The organism is Rhodococcoides fascians NBRC 12155 = LMG 3623, assembly GCF_001894785.1.
Taxonomy (GTDB): domain Bacteria; phylum Actinomycetota; class Actinomycetes; order Mycobacteriales; family Mycobacteriaceae; genus Rhodococcoides; species Rhodococcoides fascians.
The window spans coordinates 242,204-263,587 of sequence record NZ_BCWW01000007.1 but is presented as its reverse complement, the minus strand read 5'-3'; the positions used below and the strand labels follow the sequence as shown (position 1 = coordinate 263,587).

The following is a 21,384-nucleotide window of genomic DNA, read 5'->3' as shown; positions in this document are numbered from 1 at the left end:
TGTTCTAATGAGAACACGAGGGTCCGACACGATCAACTACAGTCGAATCGCTACTCACCCCTTCCACAGAGCCGGAGCACAGTTGTGACGCGTTGGGCATCGTTCGTCGTATCGCACAAGCGATGGGTGCTCGCCGTCGTCGTCGCGGTCGTAGCCGTCGGCGGCGTGCTGGGACTGGGCGTCTTCTCGAAACTGAGCGAGGGCGGATACGCCGACGCAGGCAGCGAATCGTCACAGGTCGCGCGGCTGGTCCAGGGCATCGGCCAACCGACCCCCGACATCGTCGCGATCTACACCGCACCCGACGGACGAACGATCGACGACATCGGACCACAGGTGCAGTCGACACTCGACGAATTCCGCAGCCGCTACACCCTCGGAAACGTGAACTCCTACTGGACCGCAGACCCGGTGACCAAGGAATTCCTGGTCTCGAAAGACCGAACCAAAGCACTGGTGACGATCTCCCTCGGTGCGAAATCGGGAGTTACGTTCAACACGTTCGGTGAGCTACCTCCACAACTCGTCGTCCCCGGCATCGAGTCGCAATTCGCCGGCGCATCGGTCGTGGGAGTCTCGCTCAGCCAAACCCTCGAGCGAGACCTCGTGCGCTCGGAGATCATCGCCGTCCCCATCACACTTCTGCTTCTCGTCTTCATCTTCGGTGGCGTGATCGCCGCAGCGGTACCGGTATTCGTCGGGATTCTCAGTGTGCTCAGCTCGCTGGCAATCCTGCGGGTGCTCACCGAATTCACCGAGGTGAGCTCGTTCTCGATCAACGTCGCGTCGCTGCTCGGCCTCGGCTTGGCCATTGATTACGGACTGTTCATCGTCAGTCGATTCCGCGAGGAACTCCGCACTGGGTCGTCGTCGATGGAGGCGACCGTACGTACCGTGTCCACTGCAGGGCGCACCGTCGTCTTCTCCGGACTGCTCCTGATCTGCGCGTTCGCGGGCATGCTGGTCTTCCCGCAGGCGGTGATCCGATCCCTCGGTTTCGGTGCCATGGCCGCGGTGGCCAGCGCCGCCCTGCTGTCCCTGACCGCGGTGCCCGCCCTGCTCGCCCTTCTCGGCACTCGCATCAACTCCTGGACCTGGTCGCGTACCGCCTCGGACCGCAGCGACGCACGCGCACACAAGTTCTGGGGTGGTGTCGTCACCCGAGTGATGAAGAATCCAGGAATCGTCGCCGCCGTCATCGTCGCCGGCTTGTTGATTGTCGCCACCCCGATTCTGAAGGTCTCCCTGGGGGAGGTCGACTACACCGCACTACCGAAGAACGACCCGGCACGGGCAGCCTTCGAAACCCTCGCCACCGACTTCGAGTCCACCGGCGACGGTGCCACCGTGGTGCTGCGGGGTCTCGACGGCGTCAAGCCTCAGGGCCCGCCCGTTGCGGAACTGACCGCAGCGATGAACACCACCCCCGGCGTGGCCCGAGCCGAATTCCTCGGATCCAAGGACGATTTGGTGGCATTCCAGGCGTCCTACAGCGAACCCAGCGACGGAACGACCGAGGCTCGGTCCCAATCGAATGCGGTGACTGCCCTCCGAGCGATCACTCCACCGGACGGCACCGAAATCCTCGTCGGCGGCGGACGCGCGAACGTCGACGACGGTAATGCCGCGATCGCGAAATGGCTGCCGGTGATGATCGCGATCATGGTGATCTCGACGTTGGTCCTGCTGTTCCTGGCCTTCGGCTCGATAGTGCTGCCGATCAAAGCAGTTCTCATGGCCGGGCTGAGCCTGGCAGCGACCTTCGGAGCACTGACCTGGGTGTTCCAGGAAGGTCACGGTGCAAGCCTGCTGGGAGTGACGCCCGGTCCGCTCGAGTCGACCTTCGTCGTACTCATCCTCGCAGTCATCTTCGGCCTGTCGACCGACTACGAAGTGTTCTTGATGTCTCGGATGGTCGAAGCTCGCTCGGCAGGTGCTTCCACCGAAAAGGCCGTTGTTTTCGGAGCTCAACGCACCGGACGCATCGTCACTGCCGCGGCCCTGATTCTGATCGTCGTCACCGGTGCGTTCACGATCTCGGGCCTGTCGATCATGAAGTTCCTCGGCTTCGGCGTGATTCTGGCGCTGATCATCGACGCCACCATCATCCGCATGCTGCTGGTGCCCTCCTTGGTCAAGCTCATGGGCGAAGCCAACTGGTGGGCCCCGGCGTGGATGAAGAAGGTGCACGAGAAGGCCGGTATGGGGCACTAGCCGTCAAACTTACCGAGGAGTAAGGTCGCCTCGCATGGCGAGCTACATCGTGACCGGCGGTACCGGGTTTCTGGGCAAGAACGTGCTGCCCCGACTTCTCGGACGTGATGCGGACGCCCTCGTCCATGTACTCGTTCGACCGCAATCGGTCGCTCGACTCGAGAAGCTGGCCAACGATCTGGACGGCGGCGACAGAATCCGCCCACTGATCGGCGATCTCGTCGAGCCCGGACTCGGCCTGAAAGACGTTCCGGCCGACGTCGATCACATTCTGCATCTCGGTGCCGTCTACGACCTCACGGCGGGAGACGAGCAAACCCCGACCAATGTCGCCGGAACGGCGTCGGTGATCGAACTGGCGAACAGGACCGGCGCTCGTCTGCACCACATCTCGTCGATCGCAGTGGCAGGTGACTACCGAGGGACGTTCTCCGAGAACGATTTCGACAAGGGGCAGAACTTTCCGACGGCGTATCACCGCACCAAGTTCGAGTCCGAGAAACTGGTTCGCGGCAGCTCCGCGGACTGGCGGGTGTACCGCCCCGCTGCCGTGGTCGGGCACTCCGAGACCGGCGCGACAGACAAGATCGATGGCCCGTACTACTTCTTTCCACTGTTCGCCGAGCTGGCGAAACTGCCTGCGGTCCTGCCGATCACGGTACCCAAGATCGGACACACCAACCTGGTTCCGGTCGACTACGTCGCGGACGCCATCGTGGAACTGGTTCACCGAGACACTCCGTCCGGCAGCGTTTTTCACCTGGTGAATCCGGAGCCTCAGTCGATGGCCGAGGTGTACTCCGCATTCTCTTCGGCTGCCGGATCCCGCGCCAGAATCGTCGACATCCCAGGGAAGCTGGTTGCCCCCGTGGTGTCACCCACATCCGCAGCGGTTCGGAAACAACGCAACGCTGCGCTTCGCGATCTGGGCGTGCCGCCGGTGATGCTCGATCATCTGACTCTGCCGACCGTCTTCGAGTCCGCAACGACACAGAAAGCATTGCAGGGCAGCTCCATCGCACCGCCGCCGCTGCGGACGTACGCCGACCGCCTGTGGCAATACTGGATCGAGAATCTCGACCCCAAGCGCAACCGCCGAGACGACCCACGCGGTCCGCTGTTCGGACGTCACATCGTCATCACCGGCGGGTCCTCCGGTATCGGCAGGGCCAGCGCCGAGGCCGCAGCGCGAAAAGGAGCGGTGGTCATCGTGCTCGCGCGCGGCCAAGATCAGTTGGACGAGGTCGTCCAGCAGATTCGCGCCGACGGCCATGTCGCTCATGGGTATTCGTGCGATGTCACCGACAGCGAGTCGGTCGAACGAACAGTGAAAGCGATACTGCACGACCACGGGCACGTGGACATGCTCGTCAACAGCGCGGGCCGATCCATTCGCCGCGCGCTCTACCGTTCCACCGACCGACTGCACGATTACGAACGCACCATGGCCGTCAACTACTTCGGAGCGATTCGTGTGGTGTTGGCGCTACTGCCGCACATGCGCGAACGCAGCTTCGGGCATGTGGTCAACATTTCCAGCGCTGCAGTGCTGGGGCACCCTCCTCGGTTCTCGGCGTACGTGGCGAGCAAGGCAGCACTCGACGGTTTCACCGATGTTGCTGCAGCAGAGACGCTCTCGGACGGAATCACCTACACGACCATTCACATGCCGCTGGTGGACACCCCGATGATCACCCCGACGGGCGACAAGAACGTCGGCACTGTCTTCTCACCGGAGAAGGCAGCCGCGATCGTCATCCGCGCGCTGAGCGACAAGCCGAAGCGAATCGACACCCCGCTGGGAACACTCGGACAGTTCGGGGCCATCTTCAGCCCCAAGGGCAAAGATCGCACGATGCATCAGCACTACCGTAAATTTGCCGAGTCGGCCGCCGCCAAGGGCGAAACGCCGGTACCCGTCGAAGACGGGAAAGTGCCCTATCGGGTTCGGCCGTACGACCCGTCGACCCCCAGCGCGCGTATCGGCAAGGTCGTCCGCCGCATCGGCAGGTTGGTACCCGGCACCAGTTGGTGACGTGCACGTCAGGGGGCCACGGCAGTCCACAGGGTCCAGCGATCGCGTTCGATCGTGGAGTGGGCGGTCTGGGTGATGTTCCGTTACGGGTCCACGTCTGCGAAGCTGTCACGCGTGATCGCCGAGAAGCTGCCGTTGTTCGTGACCGATCGTGCGGCCGCTGCTGTTCTGGCGGCAGCATTCACCGGCTTCGTGTGGTCGGAATACAAGATGGGAATGCGGAAGCCGCGGGCCGGCTCTTCGAATCGAGACAATGGTTCCGGTCGCGCCGTCGGCCGCGGCCTTGTGCTCTCGTATGGCGGAGGCCTTCTCCTGAGCGTGATCTCACCGGCCACTGTATGCACCCGCCACCGACGGGCGGTCTTCCTGACAGGGTTGGCCACCGCAACCCTCGGGCAGACACTTCGGGTCTCGGCAGCTCGCACACTCGGAGAGTCCTTCACCTTCGTGGTCCACACACACCCTGAGCAACTCGTGGTTCGGACGGGCCCGTACCGGTTCATTCGCCACCCGTCGTATACCGGCGCACTGATCTGTGCGCTCGGTTTCTGTATTGCGTACGGGAACTGGCTTTCTCCCGCCATGGTGGCATTTCTGGCCGGGGGATACGTACGCAGAATCCCATCGGAGGAGAAGGCCATGCTCGAGGGATTGGGAGACGCGTACACCGAATACATGGCACGCTCGAAACGATTGGTGCCCTTCGTCTTCTAGCCCGGGGTTTTCCTCAGCGCAACAGAGCTCTTGCCCACACTCGCAGAAATCCCTGACTCAGGTATGTCAATGAGCCGATGGCCAGTATCCATTTGACGGTGCTGACCACGGTGGTGGCCCGTACGACGGTGTCGGAGATCTGTTCTCGGTTGTCCACCAGTATCAGCCCGACGATGTTTTCGATGTAGTCACCGGCAGCGGAGGCCACGGGAGCGAGAGCCAATGCCGTCGTTATTGTAGGGCTCAGCGGAGTCTTCGCAGCCAAGCTCCTCGCACCCGCACGCAGTGCGATGGCATAGATGGCCGGGTGGACGAAGTCGGGCAGATAATGCCTGCGGAAGCGGGCGATCTCCGTCTCGTCCATGCTCGCCAGAATCTTCCGGTACCGCTGTTCGGACCAGGCCGTCTGCACGGCAAGCACTTTCGGTGCCGCGGGCCCGAGCAACCGGGCGATATTGGCCTGGGAGACGACGAACAACGCCGACCATCCCAGTAGCTTCCGATCCAGCACAGTCAGCGACATGAGAGCAGATTACTGCGTCAGAAATGGACGAACTACCGCCTCGAAGGCTGAGTAGCCATCGCGGTGGATGCTGTGTCCGGTCCTGAATGCCTCCACTCGACAGTTCGGGATGCTCGCTACCATCGCGTCGAGCCGAACCGGATCGACCATGCCGCCCGGACCTCCACGAAGTACCAACGTCGGAGCAGTGATGTCGGCCAACGACTCCCACCACCGCGGGTTCGGCCGACGGAACTGCTCGAGAGCAGTGGCGGTCATCGATCGATCGAACGCGAGTACTGCACGGGGATGCAGAACAACGCTGGTCGCCGCATGCCAGAGTTCGGTGACCGACGGCATCCGCCCGGTCAGGGTCGGCGGGGCGTCCCCCGGCCTGATCGGTATCGGAAGTTCTTCGAGAACCAGGCGTCGGACGAGAGACGGGCGACGCTGCGCCACGAGCGAGACCGCGTATCCACCGAGTGAATGTCCGACGAGATCGACTTCGGTGAGCCCGAGGTGATCGATCAGGGCGAGGAGATCACCGCCGAACATGTCGAACTCGTACGTGGGCGTGTGGGCACTCTTGCCGTGCCCTCGGAGGTCGACGGTGATCACCCGGCGACCGTGCGCGGTCAGAGCCCGAGCGAAGCGATCCCAGGTTCCGCTGTCTCCGCCCATGCCGTGCACCAGCATCACCGGTGCCGCACTCGTGTGTTCCTGCGGCGCGAACGAGCGATACGCGATGTCGACGCCATCGAGGTCGACCGTCTCGGACATCATCTGCATTTCCCCGACGGTAGCGGTTCCTACTCGTAGATTCCTTCCACCCGCCACAGACCGTCGTCGAACACCAGCAGCAACGCCCTCTCGTCGTCGAGCACCACCTGTGCCCGCGCCGTCGGCCCCGTCGATCCTTGCCCGCTGTCCCACCACCGTTCGTCGACGGGCCACGGCCCGGCCAGGCCCGTCAACTCCCATTCCTTGGTCCCCCACCGCAATCTCTTGGGCGGCGCATCGAACACACCGCGGTCGGTGACGCCGATTCCCGAACCCGCTCGGTTCATCAGCGTCACTGCCGGGCGTGTCTCGATCACCGCCGCCGGTGCCGGCTCGGGTAGTCGGCCCGGCCACGGGGCCGATGGATCGGACAGCGGCACCAACTCGTCTCCCAGTGGACGCAACGTGATCCGCTCGGCCGGCCCGCGTCCACCGCTGAGAACACCCCCGAGCACCGATTCGCCGCCGAGCAGACCCTGAACGCGTACCAACGCCCGACGCGCCCTGTCGTCCTCGTCACCGACACTGCCCCACAAACCCAGCTGCAACTCCCCTGCTGCCACCACTTCGATCGGCTCGAGGCGCAGGACGGTGATCGCCGACGTCGGCTTGTTCTCGCTGCGTCCGGTGATCCAGCCGTCGAGTTGCCACCGCACGCGATCGGCCGTGCCCTCCGGCGTCAACGGCTCGGCGCACCGCCAGATTCGCGACAAATTCTCACCGTTGCCGGTACTGGCGTGCACCAGCAACCGAGTGCACGCAACAGCAGCCGCGGCAAGCTTGGTGTGCAGCTGCTCGGCCAATGCGCGCCCGGCGAACGCGGCTGCATCCACCCGGTCGATCGGCGGATCGCACAGATACTCCACATCCAGGTCGGGAGGCAGAGCACGGGCAGACGGCGGCCTTTCGGGCTCACCGCGGGCACTGCGATGCGCCAGCACGGCATCGGTACCGAATCGCGATGCCACATCCGACGGAGACAGGGCAGCGAAGTCCCCGATTCTGCGTAAACCCAAGCGGTGCAACAGATCCACCAGTTCACCACGATCGGCCGCGGCCATACTGGGCTCCGCCGAGAGTTCGGCGATCGGTAACGGCGAAAGAAACCCGGCACCACCACCGCGCGGCACCACCTGTGCGTACCGCGCGGCGACGACTGCGGTGGACAACTCGTCGGCAATCCCGATCTGACATTCGACACCTGCAGCCGACGCTTCGTCGATCAACCGCTCCGCGGCGCGATGCTCGGTACCGAAGTACCGTCCGACACCACGCGCTGCAAGAACCAACAGGCCCGGCCGCAGCACTTCGACGCCGGGGGCGATGGCCGCGACAGCCGAGACCACGGGCTCGAACAGGCGTGCATCACGATCGGTATCGGCAACGGCCACATGCACGTCGGGGCACCGCGCCTGCGCCTCCCGGCGACGTAGGCCGCGCTTGATGCCCGACGCCCGTGCCGTGGCCGAGCAGGCGACGACCCGGTTGGCCGACGTGACGACCACCGGATGCGTCGCCGGTAGATCGGCCTGAGCTGCTGCGGCGACGGCAGGCCAGTCGGGACACCACAGCGCCAGAACACGGTTGGACTGGCCGGTACTCATGTCGAGACCGCGATCGACAACGGATTCGACTCCTGCTGTTCGGCATGCCATTCGATGCGGCCGTTCTCCGCACGCAAGTCGAATCGAACCGTACGAGGACGCATCGCTTTACCCCGCGCGCACACCGACAATCGAACCCCGCGCAGCCGGCCACGCCCCAGCTCACGGCCTGTGCCGAGGCCGTCGTAGCCGTGCACCGACGCGTCGAGTCGTAGCTCGGCTCCGTCCCAGTGCCCGTCGGTCACCACCAACGTCGACCCTTTGCTGCGGGCGCGCGCCACTACTGCCCTGGCCCGAGTCGGTGGTACCGACAGGCCACCGAGACCGAGGACGACGAGATCGACACCGTCGAGCAGGATCGCCGCCACTTCCACCGGGTCGGGGCCGGGATCGGGAATGAGAGCCAGCTTGCTCAGCTGCGCGCCCATCTCCACCGCAGCCAGAAGTCCGAAGCGGGGCTGACCTATGACGGCGACATGACCGCCGGCACCGGTCACCGCGGCTACCAACCCGATCAACAACGAACCGGCACCGGACACCGAGGCCACCGTTCCGCGCACCAGACCACCGTGCGGAAGAACCTCCATCAGCGCCGACGGCACCGGAAGAACAGGCCGCCTACGGGTCGGTACCGACACCTGCTCCGAGCCGTCGACGGCGTCGGATTCGGGGTCGGATTCGGGGTCGGTAGGGCGGGGACGAACGGGAGCAGAATTCTCGATGCGCACCGAGGCCGTTTCACCGCGAGACGGTACGGCAGCCATCCGACTGCGTAGCAGCGCCACCCGCTCGGGAAGCGACAACCCGTCGAGCGCATCCGGCGGTACGGAAGCCTGTGCTGCAGCCTCGGAAACAGACATGTCACTCCCCTTCACTGCATGAAAAATCGAGCCGAAACACCGGTGTTCGACGGACGCGGGAAGTGACGTATTCGAACACAATTTCGATCTGCACCCAGTAAAGCCGTTCGGACGGCAACTCGTCAAGGCGATGCCGTAGCCCCTGGTAGAGGCGGTAGTACCGCTGCTGCGGGCACACCGCGGCATCGTCCACTAACCTGTGGACGTGACCGATCAGCAGCGTGTTCGACGGGGAGTCGGGCCCGACTACCTCCTCGCCGGCAGATACCGTCTCGCCGGCAAGCTCGGCGGTGGCGGCATGGGCGCGGTCTGGCTCGCCACCGACACCCTTCTGCACCGGCAGGTGGCCGTCAAACAGGTCACCTCCACCACCCGGTTGACCCCGGAACAGGCAGTGGACGTGCGCAACCGGGCCATGCGCGAAGGACGGATCGCGGCCCGCCTGTCGAGCCCACACGCCATCGCGATGCACGACGTCGCTCTCGTCGACGGCGAGCCGTGGTTGATCATGGAATACCTGTCCTCACGCAGCCTCGCGCAGGCGCTCGGCGTCACCGACTCACTACCACCGTTCGAGGTCGCTCAGATCGGTGCGCAGATCGCCGACGCCCTGACCGAAGCACACGACGCCGGAATCGTGCATCGCGACATCAAGCCGGGCAACATTCTGATCGCCGACCGCGGCAAGGATCTGGGCATCGTCAAGATCAGCGATTTCGGCATCTCTCGAGCCAAGGGCGACGTGGAGGAAGCCGACGACAGCGTCATCACCGGCACCCCCGCGTACTTCGCCCCCGAGGTCGCGCGCGGCCAGGACCCCACTGCGGCCAGCGATGTGTTCTCCCTCGGTGCCACGTTGTACACCGCAATGGAAGGTGCGCCGCCCTTCGGCATCGATCACGATTCGATTGCGCTCCTGCACCGAGTTGCCAAGGGGCAGATCATCTCTCCCACTCGCAGCGGAGACCTCACCGGCCCACTACTGCACATGCTCGAGCCCGATCCGGCTCGACGTCCCACCATGGCCCAGGCCCGTGACGAGATCATTCTTGCCGCAATAAGCAAGCGCGGCACCATCTCTCAGTTGCGCGGAGTACCTCTGACCTCAGCGGACGGCGTCGTCCCCGCCTGGGCGAGACGATCGACACCCGTCTCGGAATCTCGCCGACCGTCCCGAGAATTCGGACGCACCATCGCCGGTCTGCCCGCCGTGCAACCGGGAGAGAGCCGAACGGATCCGACTCCCTCCTCGTACTCACCGCCGCCGTTCGACCTTCCGAAGAAGAGAAAGAACCCGGTCCAGGACGCACTCATGCGCATCGAGGACGTCATCGGCGACCGGACGTCCATCCCGGCGACGGCCGTCCTCGGCGGACTCGTCGTGGTCGTGATTCTTCTGATCCTGGCTGTCGTCCTGTTGCTGTAACAACTCCCGCGCAGTCCGCCGTTCAGCCGAGAACCGGCATCACCAACGTCGTCAGAGCACCGTCGACCGCGGAACGCACCAGCATCGGTTGATCCGGTGCAGCGATATCGAGCATCAGATCCGGTCCAACGGCCGATGCGACGGCGGCCTGCAGGACGGCCGCATCGAAGAACACCACACTCTGTGAACCGGTCACCCGTGCAGGAACCGGAACACCATCGACCGAGAAACCGTCGGGCCCGGCCACGATGCGCAGGGTACCGCCATCAACGGGAACGAAATCTCGTTGCAGCACAACCCTCGTCACAGTCGGAGCCAGACCGTCCATCATCGTGCGCCAGTCGGGGAATTCACCGTCGACCGTGTTCACCGCCACCCGAGAACCGTCGGAGTCGACCACCATCGACTCGTCGGTTCGCGTCAGCACGAGGGTGCCCGAGGCGGGGACGGCCTCGAGGGATCCGACGCCTACGATTCGCGACCACGGTAGTCCGGGCGAGCACTGCGCGACGAAACTGCGCGTGGACAATCGATACCGATCCGTCGCGGTGAGGGTGACGCTACTTCCGTCCACCTCGATCAGTACGCCCTGCAGTACCGGAAATTCTTGGCTCGCCCCGGCCGCCGACGAGACCTGCGCCATCGCCGAGGCCAAATCCTCGGCTGATACCGTTGCCGTGCAGTATTTTTCGTCGAACAACCGGCGAATCGACACTGCTGCCTCGGCTGCCGCCCGCGCCTGTGCAGCCAGAGCTTCGACGTGTCGATCCACGATCTCGATGGCGGCAGTTCCATCGCCGTCGAGGGCAGCGGCAACCTTGTCGAGTGGCAGCCCGATCTCGCGCAGCTGGCGAATGATGTTCGCCCGCTTCGATTGTGCGCGAGTGTAGTAGCGATAACCCGATTGTGCGTCGATGGACGCCGGGGCCAGCAAGCCGCAATCGTCATAGAACCGCAGCGCGCTGGGGGTCAGCCCGCTCTCGCGAGCGAACACACCGATGGTCAGGAATTCTTCGTCCGAATCAGTCATGTCGAAATCCTGAAGCTTCGCGTCGGTCGAAGGTCAAGCCCAACGCAGACGGCCTAATCGATTCGACGCTTGTGCGCCCACCGCGTCAGTGCATTCCTGTTCGATTGCTGGGTCTTCCGAAGAACATTGGACGCGTGCGTTTCGACGGTTTTGACCGAGATGAACAGATCCTCGGCGATCTCCCGATACGTGTAGCCGCGCGCCAGCAACCTCAGTACTTCGAGTTCACGGGGCGTCAACGAATCCAATTCCGGATCCAACGGCGGCTCGGGCGCTGCGCTGCGGCCGGTGAACGAGTCGAGGACGAAGCCGGCAAGACGCGGGCTGAACACCGCATCTCCCCCGGCTACGCGTCGGACGGAATCGGCCAGTTCCGAGCCGGAGATGGTCTTGGTGACATACCCCCTCGCGCCGGCCCGGATGACGGCGATGACGTCCTCCGCTGCGTCGGACACGCTGAGCGCCAAGCACACCGGGCCCTCGGCAATTCGGTTGAGCACGGCCACGCCACCACCGTCGGGCATGTGCACGTCCAGCAGCACCACGTCGGGCTTGGTGGAATCGATCCCCGACACCGCCTCGGCGACTCCGCCTGCTTCCCCGACGACGTCGATGTCCACCTCACGGCCCAGTTCGGCGCGTACTCCCGAGCGAAACACCGCGTGGTCGTCGACCAGAAAAACGCGGAAAGGGTCGGTCACGTCGGCTGCTCCTGATGGTTGGATTCGGATTCGGTGGTCACTGCCCCGCCGTTGCGTGGCATGAAGATTCGTACCTCGGTTCCCTTACCGACTGTGGACCGCACCTGTACGGAACCGCCGCGGCGTTCGATTCGTCCACGGATGGACTTGGCCAGTCCCTGTCGGTCCTCGGGCACCGCAGACTCGTCGAAGCCCGTACCGCGGTCGCGGACGAACACACTGACCTGCTCGGGTTCGGTTTCGGCGAACAGATCGATGTTGGTCTCACCGGAATGTTTGGCCGCGTTGACCAGAGCTTCACGAGTGGCCCCCAGCAGCGCGGTGAAGCTCTCTCGCGACAGCCCCGATTCGACGTCGTCCGGCAACAGATGCACGTCCCCGACCGTGATGGGACGGACCGTCACGCCGTGTTGATCCTCGACCTCGCCGGAGATGGTCTTGAGCGCATCGGCCAAGCTCGAGTTGTCGGTGTCGCCGCCGTCGAACAACCACTTGCGCAGTTCTCGCTCCTGCCCACGCGCCAACCGCATTACCTCCTGCGGCCGATCCGCCTGCTTCTGAATGAGCGCCAACGTCTGCAGCACCGAATCGTGCAGATGCGACGCAATCTCTTCACGTTCGTCGTTTCGGATACGCGCCGATCGCTCGGCCCCGAGCGCACGCCAGGTCCGCAACCAGATCGGCACCGTCAACAGACCGACTCCGACGAGGGTGACCACTACGGCCAACAGGGACGACCGAAGCGACGCGAGATCGACGCGGGCCAACACCACCACGGCAAGGCCCAGGACGATCAACGTCGCGCCGCCGACGACACGAGCCCAGCTGAGCACGGTCGGTTGCTTGGGCAGCCCCAGCGCCGTCCGCGGCCCCTCGGCATCGAATTCTCGCCACACCAGGGCAGCACCGACGACGACCACGACGACCGGCACGACGACCGATGCCGCAGTACCACTGAGCAACCAGGCCAGTCCGACGGCGAGTCCGAGGCCGATGGCGGCCAGTCCCAATGCTCGTTGCCGCTCGGTAGCGCTCGGACGTGCCGTGTCGTCACCGACCGGGGTGAACATCCAGATCAGGCCGTACGCAACGATCCCTGCACCGGCGGACGCCGCGAGCAACGCGAACGCCACCCGGATCTTGAACACGTCGACACCCAGATGATCGGCGAGTCCGCCCGCGACGCCGCCGACGATACGACCGCCGCCGCGGCGCCGATACGGTGCGGGGGCCGAACGTTCCAACGCGGCACGAGAAGCCGAACCCGACGCAAGGACAGGGTGCGGCGGGAGCGGACGGGTCGACGGCGCAGCACCGGGCGCGGCGGACGCGCCGACGGCGGCGTCAACGGCTGGATTGTCGACAGGGTGCACGCCCACGATCCTGGCACGGCCGGGGGCGGTACCGCATCAGGGTTCGCCCTGATCTTTCGGCCTGCAACAGACCCGGGTGCAAGTCCGGGGTACGAGATCAGGGGAATCCCTGATGTGTTCCGAGGTTGCAGCCGACACGATGGTTGTCATGAACAACGTGACCGTCTCGGATCAGCTACAGCAGATGTGGCGCACCCGTCCGCACCGCTTGCCGCAACGCGGACACGTGGCGGGTGTAGCAGCCGGTATCGGCTACCGATACGACGTCGACCCCGTACTGATCCGGGTCGCATTCGTCGTGTCCACCCTCTTCGGCGGCACCGGAATCGTGCTGTACCTGGCGGCGTGGCTGGTCCTCAGCCGCGCCGGCGACTCCGCCTCGGGGGTCGAATCCATGGTGGGCCGCGGGCACAGCTCCGATTCGACGACGAAGACCGTCGTCGTGGCGGTCGCGTTGGTGATCGCACTGTCGACACTCGGTCCGGCCGGTGTGGGACTCGGCGGATCCGGCGTGATCTCTCTCGCGGCGATGCTCGGCGGACTGTGGTTGCTTCACCAGCGCTGCCCCGAGCCGCCGCCGTACCTGCGAACAGCGGAATTCACCCGGCAGCAGTACGCACCGACCCCGTTCGGCTCGACCACCACCTCCGCGGAGCAGTGGTCCGCCGCGCAATACCGGCCGCCGCAGTTCCAGTACGAGCAGTACACCCCGTACACGACGCTACCCAAGAGCTACGAGCCGACACCGCAGACAACACAGCCGGTATCGGAATCCGGTACTGCACCGACCGTCGACCTCACCAAGAGCACACGTGCCGAAAGTACCTCTGCCACTGCCGTTCCGACCACACCCCAGGCCGTGACACCTCCGTCGTGGGACCCGTTGGGAGTGGCACCGTTTGCGTGGGACCTCCCCGAACCGGCCGGCACCTTCCCACCGGCAGCGATCGAACGTAAGCGTCGATCGCGTTGGACGGCAAGCTTTCTCGGCCTAGCATTGCTCGGCGCTGCCGTCACCACCGGACTCGGAGCACTGACAGGTTCCGACTGGATCACTCCGGGCCGCGTCGGTGCCGTCGCGTTGTCGATCATCGCAGTGGGTCTGATCCTGGGTGCATTTCTCCGAAAGGGCCACGGCCTGTTGGTCGTCGGCGCGCCGCTGGCCGGGTTCGTCATCCTGGCATCGGTTGTCGGGCCGGTGAATCTGGACGACAGTGTGTCGGGCGCGCAACGGGTTGCCCCGACCACCGCCGCCGCACTTGCCCCCGCCTATGACGTCGGCTTCGGTGAACTGGACCTCGACCTCACCGGCCTGACGCTCACCGAGAACAAGACGGTGACGATCGATGTGACGTTCGGCAGTGCTGTGGTGACCGTACCGAGCACGATGAGCATCGAGACGAAATGCAACGCCGAATTCGGTTCGGCCGAGTGCGGTGATCCCGGCGTCCGCGCCGGAAAGGACGCACGACCCGACGCGCCGGTCTTGACGATCGAAGGCGATGCGACATTCGGAGAACTGAAAGTGGTGCAGCAATGAGCGACAACGGAATTCACACCGAATACGGCCACGGAGACAGTTCTTCGGACACCGCGGCACAGAGTTCGAGCAGGCAGGGCCCGTCGGCTCCGTTGTTCCTCGCTGGACTCGCCGCGCTGATCGTGGCGATCGCCGCGCTGATCGGCCAGGACGCCGTCACCGCCCTGGCCGAGGTTCAGTTCCGCTGGGTGTTCGTCATCGCTGCGGTAGTGGTGGGTGCGGCCTTACTGCTGGGTCCCAGCAGAATGCACTGAACCCGCTACTCCCACTCGATGGTGCCCGGCGGCTTGCTCGTGACGTCGAGTACGACTCGGTTGACCTCCGGAACCTCGTTGGTCACCCGAGTCGAAATCGTTTCCAGCACGTCGTACGGCAACCGGGTCCAGTCCGCGGTCATCGCATCCTCGCTCGACACCGGACGCAACACGATGGGGTGTCCGTAGGTCCGACCGTCTCCCTGCACGCCGACGCTGCGCACGTCGGCCAACAGCACCACCGGGCACTGCCAGATCTGCTGATCCAGGCCTGCGACCGTAAGCTCTTCTCGAACAATGGAATCCGCGTGACGCAACGTGGCCAGTCGGTCCGCGGTGATCTCTCCGACGATGCGAATGGCCAGTCCCGGTCCCGGGAACGGCTGTCTGCCGACGATGTCCTCGGGCAGGCCCAGCTCGCGTCCGACGGCGCGCACCTCGTCCTTGAACAGCGCACGCAACGGCTCGACCAACGCGAACTGCAGATCGTCGGGCAGACCGCCGACGTTGTGATGGCTCTTGATGTTCGCGGTACCCGAACCGCCACCGGACTCCACGACGTCCGGGTACAGGGTGCCCTGCACCAGGAACTCGACGGAATCACCGTGCTCGGCGTTCTCGCCCAGCACCTCGGCCACGGCACCCTCGAAACTGCGAATGAACTCGCGGCCGATGATCTTGCGCTTCTCCTCGGGATCCGACACGCCTTCGAGCGCTCCGAGGAAGGTGTCGACGGCATCGACGGTGACGAGCTTGGCACCGGTCGCGGCTACGAAGTCCTGCTGCACCTGCTCGCGTTCGCCTGCGCGTAGCAAGCCGTGGTCGACGAAGACACAGGTGAGCCGATCACCGATCGCACGCTGCACCAGAGCCGCGGCCACCGCGGAATCGACACCACCGGACAGGCCGCAGATCGCCTTGCCCGTCGGACCGACCTGTTCCTGGACGGCGTCGACCAGCGCGTCGGCAATGTTGGCGGCAGTCCAGTCCGGCTTGATTCCGGCGGTCTCGTGCAGGAATCGGCTCAGGACCTGCTGTCCGTGTGGTGAGTGAAGTACCTCGGGGTGGTACTGCACACCCGCCATCCGCTTCTCTTCGTTCTCGAAGGCAGCAACCGGAGCCCCGGCACTGGTCGCGGTGACGGTGAAGCCGTCGGGAGCAGCGGTGACCGCGTCACCGTGACTCATCCAGACCGGCTGGGTGGAAGGCAGACCGTCGTGCAGGCGGCCGCCGTCGACGCTGAGTTGAGTACGCCCGTACTCACGCGTTCCGGTGTGCTCGACGGTTCCGCCGAGCGCCTGCGCCATGGCCTGGAAGCCGTAGCAGATACCGAATACCGGGACGCCCAGTTCGAGCAGAGCGGAGTCGAGTTCGGGTGCACCCTCGGCGTAAACGCTGGACGGACCTCCGGACAGCACCAGAGCAACGGGATCCTTGGCGGCGATCTCCTCGGCGGTCGCGGTGTGCGAGATGACCTCGGAGTACACGCTGGCCTCGCGCACCCGGCGGGCGATCAGCTGTGCGTACTGGGCTCCGAAATCGACGACCAGAACCGGCCGTGCGTGTGCGGGATCGTGTGCAGAGGAGTCGGTCACCTGGTCAGTCTAGTGGGACGGCTTCGGTGTACTCGCAGCACCCGAATCGCTCACGCGACACCCGAATGTTCGACGGGCATGGCCGCCGAACCGGATCTGATCTGCACGATCGGCAGCCGCAGGCCGCCGGGTGCGTCGACGGGCACGACGGGCGAGTTCGGAGCGATCGGATCGAGGCGCTGGTAGGGCTGGCCCTGCGCCGGACGCAGGTCCGACTCGCCCTTGTTCGGCCACAGAGCCGCCGACCGCTCGGCCTGCGCGCTGATGGTCAGCGACGGGTTGACTCCGAGGTTGGCCGAGACTGCCGCACCGTCGACCACACTGAGAGTCGGGTAGCCGTGGACGCGGTGGTACGGGTCGATGACGCCGTGCTGGGAGTCCTCGGCGATAGCGCACCCGCCGAGGAAGTGTGCGGTGAGCGGAATGTTGAACAGCTCGCCCCACGTCCCTCCCGCGACGCCGCCGATCTTTTTCGCGATGCGCCGAGTGGCGTCGTTGCCCTCGGGAATCCACGTCGGGTTGGGCTGACCGTGTCCCTGCCTGCTCGAGATCTTGCGGCCGAAGGGGCCCCGCTTGGTGAACGTGGTGATCGAGTTGTCGAGGTTCTGCATCACCAGCGCGATGATTGTCCGCTCGCTCCAGTGCCGGACGTTGACGACGCGGACGAACTGGATCGGATGCGCGATCAGCGCGAAGACGAACTTGAGCCAACGCGGAATCTTTCCTCCGCCGTCGGTCATCAAGGTCTGCAGCATGCCCATCGCGTTGGAGCCCTTGCCGTAGCGGCACGGTTCGATGTGGGTGTTGGGGCTGGGGTGGAACGAGGACGTGATGGCTACGCCGCGCGTGAGATCCATGTTCGGATCGACCGCCAACTTCGCGGCTCCGACGATCGACTCCGAGTTGGTGCGGGTCAGCTCACCGAGAGTGTCCGACAACCGCGGCAACGTGCCCGTGTCCTTCATCTTGTGCAGGAGGTTCTGCGTGCCCCACGTGCCGGCTGCCAGCACGACATTGGCAGCGCTGTACGTCTTGCGACCCTTGCGCAGACGCGCCCCGGTGCGCTCGGTGTCGACGTCCCAGGTGCCGTCGGACCGAGGATTCAGGCCGGTGACCGTGGTCATCGGCACGATCTCGGCTCCGGCACGTTCGGCCAGCCCGAGGTAGTTCTTCAGCAGAGTGTTCTTGGCACCGTGGCGGCACCCGGTCATGCACTCGCCGCATTCGATGCATCCCGTGCGCTCGGGGCCGGCACCACCGAAGTACGGGTCCGGGACGGTCTTACCGGGTTCGTCTCCGAAGAACACGCCCACCGGTGTCTGAATGAACGTGTCGGCGACGCCCATGTCCTCGGCCACCGACTTCATCACCTCGTCGGCGGGGGTCATGTGCGGGTTGCGCACGACACCCAACATGCGGGTGGCCTGGTCGTAGAACGGGGAGAGCTCACTGCTCCAGTCGGTGATGTGCGCCCACTGCTTGTCCTCGAAGAACGGTGCCTGCGGCTTGTACAGCGTGTTCGCGTAGTTCAGCGATCCGCCGCCGACCCCTGCACCGGCGAGGATCAGGCAGTCGCGCAGCAGATGCACCCGCTGGATGCCGTAGAGACCCAGCTTGGGTGCCCACAGGAAGCGCTTGAGATCCCAGCTGTTCTTGGCGAAGTCCTTGTCCTCGAATCGCTGCCCGGCTTCCAGGATTCCGACGCGGTATCCCTTCTCCACCAGCCGAAGCGCGGTGACGCTTCCACCGAAGCCCGAACCGACGATGAGAACGTCGTAATCCGTTGCGCGTCCAGCTGAACCCATGGTGACCTCCGCTACGTCCGTTACCTGTCGAACAGTATGCACATCGCTGTGTGACTACCGCCACAAGCGATTCTAGCTGTTACGGAAGGTATCACCAACCGAGGGTCGGCTTACCGGTGCCTGCCCGACGAACGACACAGGGCGCGCACCCGAAGATCGAGTGCGCGCCCTGCGGTGTGGGGGTTCTGTCGTATGGGGGTTCTGTCAGGCCCGAACGTTCAGGCCGACCTTCTGGAATTCCTTCAGATCGGAGTAGCCCGACTTCGCCATCGAGCGACGCAATCCGCCGACGAGGTTGATCGAGCCGTACGACTCACGCGACGGTCCGTGCAGCACCTGATCGAGGCTCGGACGCTCCCCCGCGGACATCGGCAGCAACGCGCCACGCGGCATCGACGGATGCGCCGCGGCGGACGGCCAGTACCAGCCGCCACCGGGAGCCTCGGCGGCCACGGCCAACGGCGCACCGAGCACTGCAGCATCCGCGCCGCAGGCGATGGCTTTCGCCAGTGCGCCGGACGTGGTGATGTCACCGTCGGCGATGACGTGCACGTAGCGTCCACCGGTCTCGTCCAGGTAGTCCCGACGTGCGGCTGCCGCGTCGGCGATCGCAGTGGCCATCGGAACACCGATGCCGAGAACTTCACCGGTGGTCGTGCCGCCTTCGACGGAGCCGTAGCCCACGATGACGCCGGCCGCACCCGTGCGCATCAGGTGCAACGCGGTCCGGTGATCGCTGACGCCGCCGGCGATGACGGGGACGTCGAGCTCTGCGATGAACGTCTTGAGGTTGAGCGGCTCGTCGTCGCCGTGCGCAACGTGCTCGGCGGAGATGATCGTGCCCTGGATGACCAGCAGATCCAGACCCGATGCGATCAGCGCAGGCGTCAGAGCACGGGCGTTCTGCGGGCTCACTCGTACAGCGACAGTGACGCCTGCATCACGCACCTGGCCCACTGCGGCGGCCAACAGATCGGGCTGCAACGGCGCAGCGTGCAGCTCCTGCAGGAATGCGATCGGCGCGTCGGGATCGAGATCGGTCTCGGCGATGTGGATCAACTGGTCGAGCTTGGCCTGCACGTCGGCGTGCCGCGCCCACAGCCCTTCGCCGTTGATCACCCCGAGCCCGCCTTGCTTACCGAGCTCGATGGCGAACGCAGGTGAGACCAACGCATCGGTCGGATGGGCGAGCACCGGGATGTCGAACCGGTAGGCATCGAGCTGCCAGGCAGTCGACACCTCCTTGGACGACCGGGTGCGCCGAGACGGCACGATATCGACGTCGTCCAGCTGGTAGGTGCGACGGGCTTCTCTGCCCATGCCGATTTCAACGAGGTCGCGCACGCGCGCACCTTTCTACTTCGAGAGCGAATCGATCGGCCACCACGGGCCGACGCGACTATCGGGTGGTGTAGTTCGGAGCCTCAGCGGTCATCGTGATGTCGTGCGGGTGGCTCTCCTTGAGACCGGCCGCGGTGATCTGCACGAACTGAGCCTGCTGCAGGTGCTCGATGGACGTCGACCCGGTGTACCCCATGGCAGCGCGCAACCCACCGGTGAGCTGGTGGATGACCTGGTTCAACGGACCCCGGTACGGGACGCGTCCCTCGATCCCCTCGGGAACCAGCTTGTCCTCGGCCAGCACGTCGTCCTGGAAGTAGCGGTCCTTCGAGAACGACTTCGCTCCCCCGCGTCCCTGCATCGCACCGAGCGAGCCCATGCCGCGGTAGCTCTTGAACTGCTTGCCACCGACCAGGATCAGCTCACCCGGAGACTCGGCGGTGCCGGCCAGCAACGATCCGAGCATCGCGGTCGACGCGCCTGCGGCGAGTGCCTTGGCGATGTCACCGGAGAACTGCATACCACCGTCGGCGATGACCGGTACACCGTGCGGCTTGCACGCGGCCACGGCTTCGAGGATAGCGGTGATCTGCGGAGCGCCGACGCCGGCGACCACGCGGGTGGTGCAGATCGAACCGGGTCCGACGCCCACCTTCACCGCATCGGCACCGGCCTCGACGAGGGCGAGTGCGCCCGCGCGGGTGGCGACGTTTCCGCCGACGACCTGAACGCGCTCGCCCACCTCTGCCTTGAGCTTGCTGACCATCTCGAGCACCTGAGAATTGTGGCCGTGCGCGGTGTCGACGATGATGACGTCGACGCCGGCATCGGTCAGTGCCATCGACCTGGCCCAGGCATCCTGCCCGACGCCCACTGCTGCTCCGACCAGCAGTCGACCGTCACGGTCCTTGGTGGCGTCCGGGTGCTGCTCGGTCTTGACGAAGTCCTTCACCGTGATCAGGCCGGTGAGTGCGCCTTTGCCGTCGACGATCGGTAGCTTCTCGATCTTGTGGCGACGCAGCAGGCCGAGGGCCGCTTCGGCGGTGACCCCCTCCTGCGCGGTGATCAACGGTGCCTTCGTCATGACGTCGGCGACGCGACGGTTCTGATCCACCTCGAACCGCATGTCGCGGTTCGTGATGATGCCGACCAGCGCACCGGTCTCGTCGGTGACCGGGAGCCCCGAGATACGGAAGCGCGCACACATCGCGTCGACCTCGGCCAGCGAGTCGGTGGGCTTGCAGGTGACCGGGTCGGTGACCATCCCGGCCTCCGAGCGCTTGACGGTCTCGACCTGAGACGCCTGATCGTGCAGCGAAAGATTGCGGTGCAGCACACCCATGCCGCCTGCACGTGCCATCGCAATGGCCATCCGCGCCTCGGTGACGGTATCCATCGCAGAACTGACCAGCGGGACTCGCAGCCTGATCTCGCGGGTGATCTGACTGGACGTGTCCACGGCGCTGGGGATCAGATCCGAAGCGGCCGGCAGCAGCAGGACGTCGTCGAACGTGAGGCCGAGCATCGCGACCTTGTTGGGATCGTCGCCGCCTGTGCGGACGTGGGCTCCGGGACTACTCATACGAATCTGGCCCTCCCTAGAGCCTGGT

The 21,384-nt window shown here is 65.2% G+C and carries 17 protein-coding genes; 6 read left to right on the top strand and 11 right to left on the bottom strand.

The window, feature by feature from the left end; translation table 11 throughout:
• The first annotated feature begins 84 nt into the window (after positions 1 to 84).
• Genes RFA01S_RS16440 through RFA01S_RS16430 form a run of 3 tightly spaced genes read left to right on the top strand, consistent with a single transcriptional unit; the run spans position 85 to position 4,963 of the window.
• Positions 85 to 2,214 (top strand): MMPL family transporter, encoded by a 2,130-nt coding sequence (locus tag RFA01S_RS16440; protein WP_032408009.1) that lies wholly within the window; start codon positions 85 to 87, stop codon positions 2,212 to 2,214.
• Positions 2,215 to 2,248: 34 nt separating this feature from the next.
• Positions 2,249 to 4,249, top strand: coding sequence for an SDR family oxidoreductase (locus tag RFA01S_RS16435; RefSeq protein WP_032408010.1), 2,001 nt, complete (start codon positions 2,249 to 2,251; stop codon positions 4,247 to 4,249).
• 54 nt (positions 4,250 to 4,303) lie between these two features.
• On the top strand, positions 4,304 to 4,963 hold the full coding sequence (locus RFA01S_RS16430) for a methyltransferase family protein (RefSeq protein ID WP_238325155.1): 660 nt from the start codon (positions 4,304 to 4,306) through the stop codon (positions 4,961 to 4,963).
• A 13-nt stretch (positions 4,964 to 4,976) separates the two neighbouring features.
• Here the strand turns inward: RFA01S_RS16430 and RFA01S_RS16425 are convergent, their stop codons facing one another.
• From RFA01S_RS16425 to imuA', 4 genes are read right to left on the bottom strand one after another with little or no spacing between them, the layout of a single operon-like run.
• Positions 4,977 to 5,486 (bottom strand): hypothetical protein, encoded by a 510-nt coding sequence (locus RFA01S_RS16425; protein ID WP_032408011.1) that lies wholly within the window; start codon positions 5,484 to 5,486, stop codon positions 4,977 to 4,979.
• Between the two features lie 9 nt (positions 5,487 to 5,495).
• On the bottom strand, positions 5,496 to 6,254 hold the full coding sequence (locus tag RFA01S_RS16420) for an alpha/beta fold hydrolase (RefSeq protein WP_032371036.1): 759 nt from the start codon (positions 6,252 to 6,254) through the stop codon (positions 5,496 to 5,498).
• Positions 6,255 to 6,274: 20 nt separating this feature from the next.
• Positions 6,275 to 7,849: a DNA polymerase Y family protein gene (locus tag RFA01S_RS16415; protein WP_027496378.1), complete on the bottom strand. Its 1,575-nt coding sequence runs from the start codon at positions 7,847 to 7,849 to the stop codon at positions 6,275 to 6,277.
• Positions 7,846 to 8,709, bottom strand: a complete 864-nt coding sequence (imuA', locus tag RFA01S_RS16410) for a DnaE2-dependent mutagenesis accessory factor ImuA' (RefSeq protein WP_032408012.1) — start codon at positions 8,707 to 8,709, stop codon at positions 7,846 to 7,848. Before imuA' ends, RFA01S_RS16415 begins: the two co-directional genes overlap by 4 nt.
• A gap of 205 nt (positions 8,710 to 8,914) precedes the next feature.
• On the opposite strand from imuA', the gene RFA01S_RS16400 reads away from it, so the two are divergent.
• A complete protein-coding gene (locus RFA01S_RS16400) occupies positions 8,915 to 10,135 on the top strand; it encodes a serine/threonine-protein kinase (protein WP_174557273.1) in 1,221 nt (406 codons plus the stop codon).
• 22 nt (positions 10,136 to 10,157) lie between these two features.
• Here RFA01S_RS16400 and RFA01S_RS16395 read toward each other — a convergent pair whose 3' ends face one another.
• The 3 genes from RFA01S_RS16395 to RFA01S_RS16385 are packed head-to-tail and all read right to left on the bottom strand — an operon-like array spanning position 10,158 to position 13,110.
• Positions 10,158 to 11,165: a DNA polymerase III subunit beta family protein gene (locus RFA01S_RS16395; RefSeq protein WP_032408013.1), complete on the bottom strand. Its 1,008-nt coding sequence runs from the start codon at positions 11,163 to 11,165 to the stop codon at positions 10,158 to 10,160.
• A gap of 53 nt (positions 11,166 to 11,218) precedes the next feature.
• Entirely contained in the window at positions 11,219 to 11,866 is a 648-nt protein-coding gene (locus tag RFA01S_RS16390) for a response regulator (RefSeq protein WP_032365604.1), read from the bottom strand.
• Positions 11,863 to 13,110: a sensor histidine kinase gene (locus tag RFA01S_RS16385; protein ID WP_045842100.1), complete on the bottom strand. Its 1,248-nt coding sequence runs from the start codon at positions 13,108 to 13,110 to the stop codon at positions 11,863 to 11,865. The genes RFA01S_RS16390 and RFA01S_RS16385 overlap by 4 nt, the downstream gene beginning before the upstream one ends.
• A gap of 277 nt (positions 13,111 to 13,387) precedes the next feature.
• Between RFA01S_RS16385 and RFA01S_RS16380 the strand changes: the two genes are divergently transcribed.
• Both RFA01S_RS16380 and RFA01S_RS16375 read left to right on the top strand, forming a co-directional pair.
• Entirely contained in the window at positions 13,388 to 14,779 is a 1,392-nt protein-coding gene (locus tag RFA01S_RS16380) for a PspC domain-containing protein (protein ID WP_032408152.1), read from the top strand.
• Positions 14,776 to 15,033 (top strand): hypothetical protein, encoded by a 258-nt coding sequence (locus RFA01S_RS16375; protein WP_032408014.1) that lies wholly within the window; start codon positions 14,776 to 14,778, stop codon positions 15,031 to 15,033. Before RFA01S_RS16380 ends, RFA01S_RS16375 begins: the two co-directional genes overlap by 4 nt.
• 5 nt (positions 15,034 to 15,038) lie before the next feature.
• Here the strand turns inward: RFA01S_RS16375 and guaA are convergent, their stop codons facing one another.
• The 4 genes from guaA to guaB all read right to left on the bottom strand — a co-directional run bounded on the left by guaA (position 15,039) and on the right by guaB (position 21,356).
• Entirely contained in the window at positions 15,039 to 16,628 is a 1,590-nt protein-coding gene (gene guaA / locus RFA01S_RS16370) for a glutamine-hydrolyzing GMP synthase (RefSeq protein WP_032365606.1), read from the bottom strand.
• A 50-nt stretch (positions 16,629 to 16,678) separates the two neighbouring features.
• Complete coding sequence (locus RFA01S_RS16365; protein WP_032408015.1) at positions 16,679 to 18,433, bottom strand: FAD-dependent oxidoreductase; 1,755 nt, start codon at positions 18,431 to 18,433, stop codon at positions 16,679 to 16,681.
• A 204-nt stretch (positions 18,434 to 18,637) separates the two neighbouring features.
• Positions 18,638 to 19,777 (bottom strand): GuaB3 family IMP dehydrogenase-related protein, encoded by a 1,140-nt coding sequence (locus RFA01S_RS16360; RefSeq protein ID WP_027496367.1) that lies wholly within the window; start codon positions 19,775 to 19,777, stop codon positions 18,638 to 18,640.
• A gap of 55 nt (positions 19,778 to 19,832) precedes the next feature.
• Complete coding sequence (gene guaB / locus RFA01S_RS16355; protein WP_032365609.1) at positions 19,833 to 21,356, bottom strand: IMP dehydrogenase; 1,524 nt, start codon at positions 21,354 to 21,356, stop codon at positions 19,833 to 19,835.
• Positions 21,357 to 21,384: the final 28 nt, after the last annotated feature.

Bases quoted from the DNA above. Each gene is read 5' to 3' on its own strand.
- RFA01S_RS16365 (WP_032408015.1), bottom strand. From the start codon at position 18,433: ATGGGTTCAGCTGGACGCGCAACGGATTACGACGTTCTCATCGTCGGT.
- guaB (WP_032365609.1), bottom strand. From the start codon at position 21,356: ATGAGTAGTCCCGGAGCCCACGTCCGCACAGGCGGCGACGATCCCAAC.
- RFA01S_RS16420 (WP_032371036.1), bottom strand. From the start codon at position 6,254: ATGCAGATGATGTCCGAGACGGTCGACCTCGATGGCGTCGACATCGCG.
- imuA' (WP_032408012.1), bottom strand. From the start codon at position 8,709: ATGTCTGTTTCCGAGGCTGCAGCACAGGCTTCCGTACCGCCGGATGCG.
- RFA01S_RS16435 (WP_032408010.1), top strand. From the start codon at position 2,249: ATGGCGAGCTACATCGTGACCGGCGGTACCGGGTTTCTGGGCAAGAAC.
- RFA01S_RS16380 (WP_032408152.1), top strand. From the start codon at position 13,388: ATGAACAACGTGACCGTCTCGGATCAGCTACAGCAGATGTGGCGCACC.
- RFA01S_RS16395 (WP_032408013.1), bottom strand. From the start codon at position 11,165: ATGACTGATTCGGACGAAGAATTCCTGACCATCGGTGTGTTCGCTCGC.
- RFA01S_RS16425 (WP_032408011.1), bottom strand. From the start codon at position 5,486: ATGTCGCTGACTGTGCTGGATCGGAAGCTACTGGGATGGTCGGCGTTG.
- RFA01S_RS16375 (WP_032408014.1), top strand. From the start codon at position 14,776: ATGAGCGACAACGGAATTCACACCGAATACGGCCACGGAGACAGTTCT.
- RFA01S_RS16415 (WP_027496378.1), bottom strand. From the start codon at position 7,849: ATGAGTACCGGCCAGTCCAACCGTGTTCTGGCGCTGTGGTGTCCCGAC.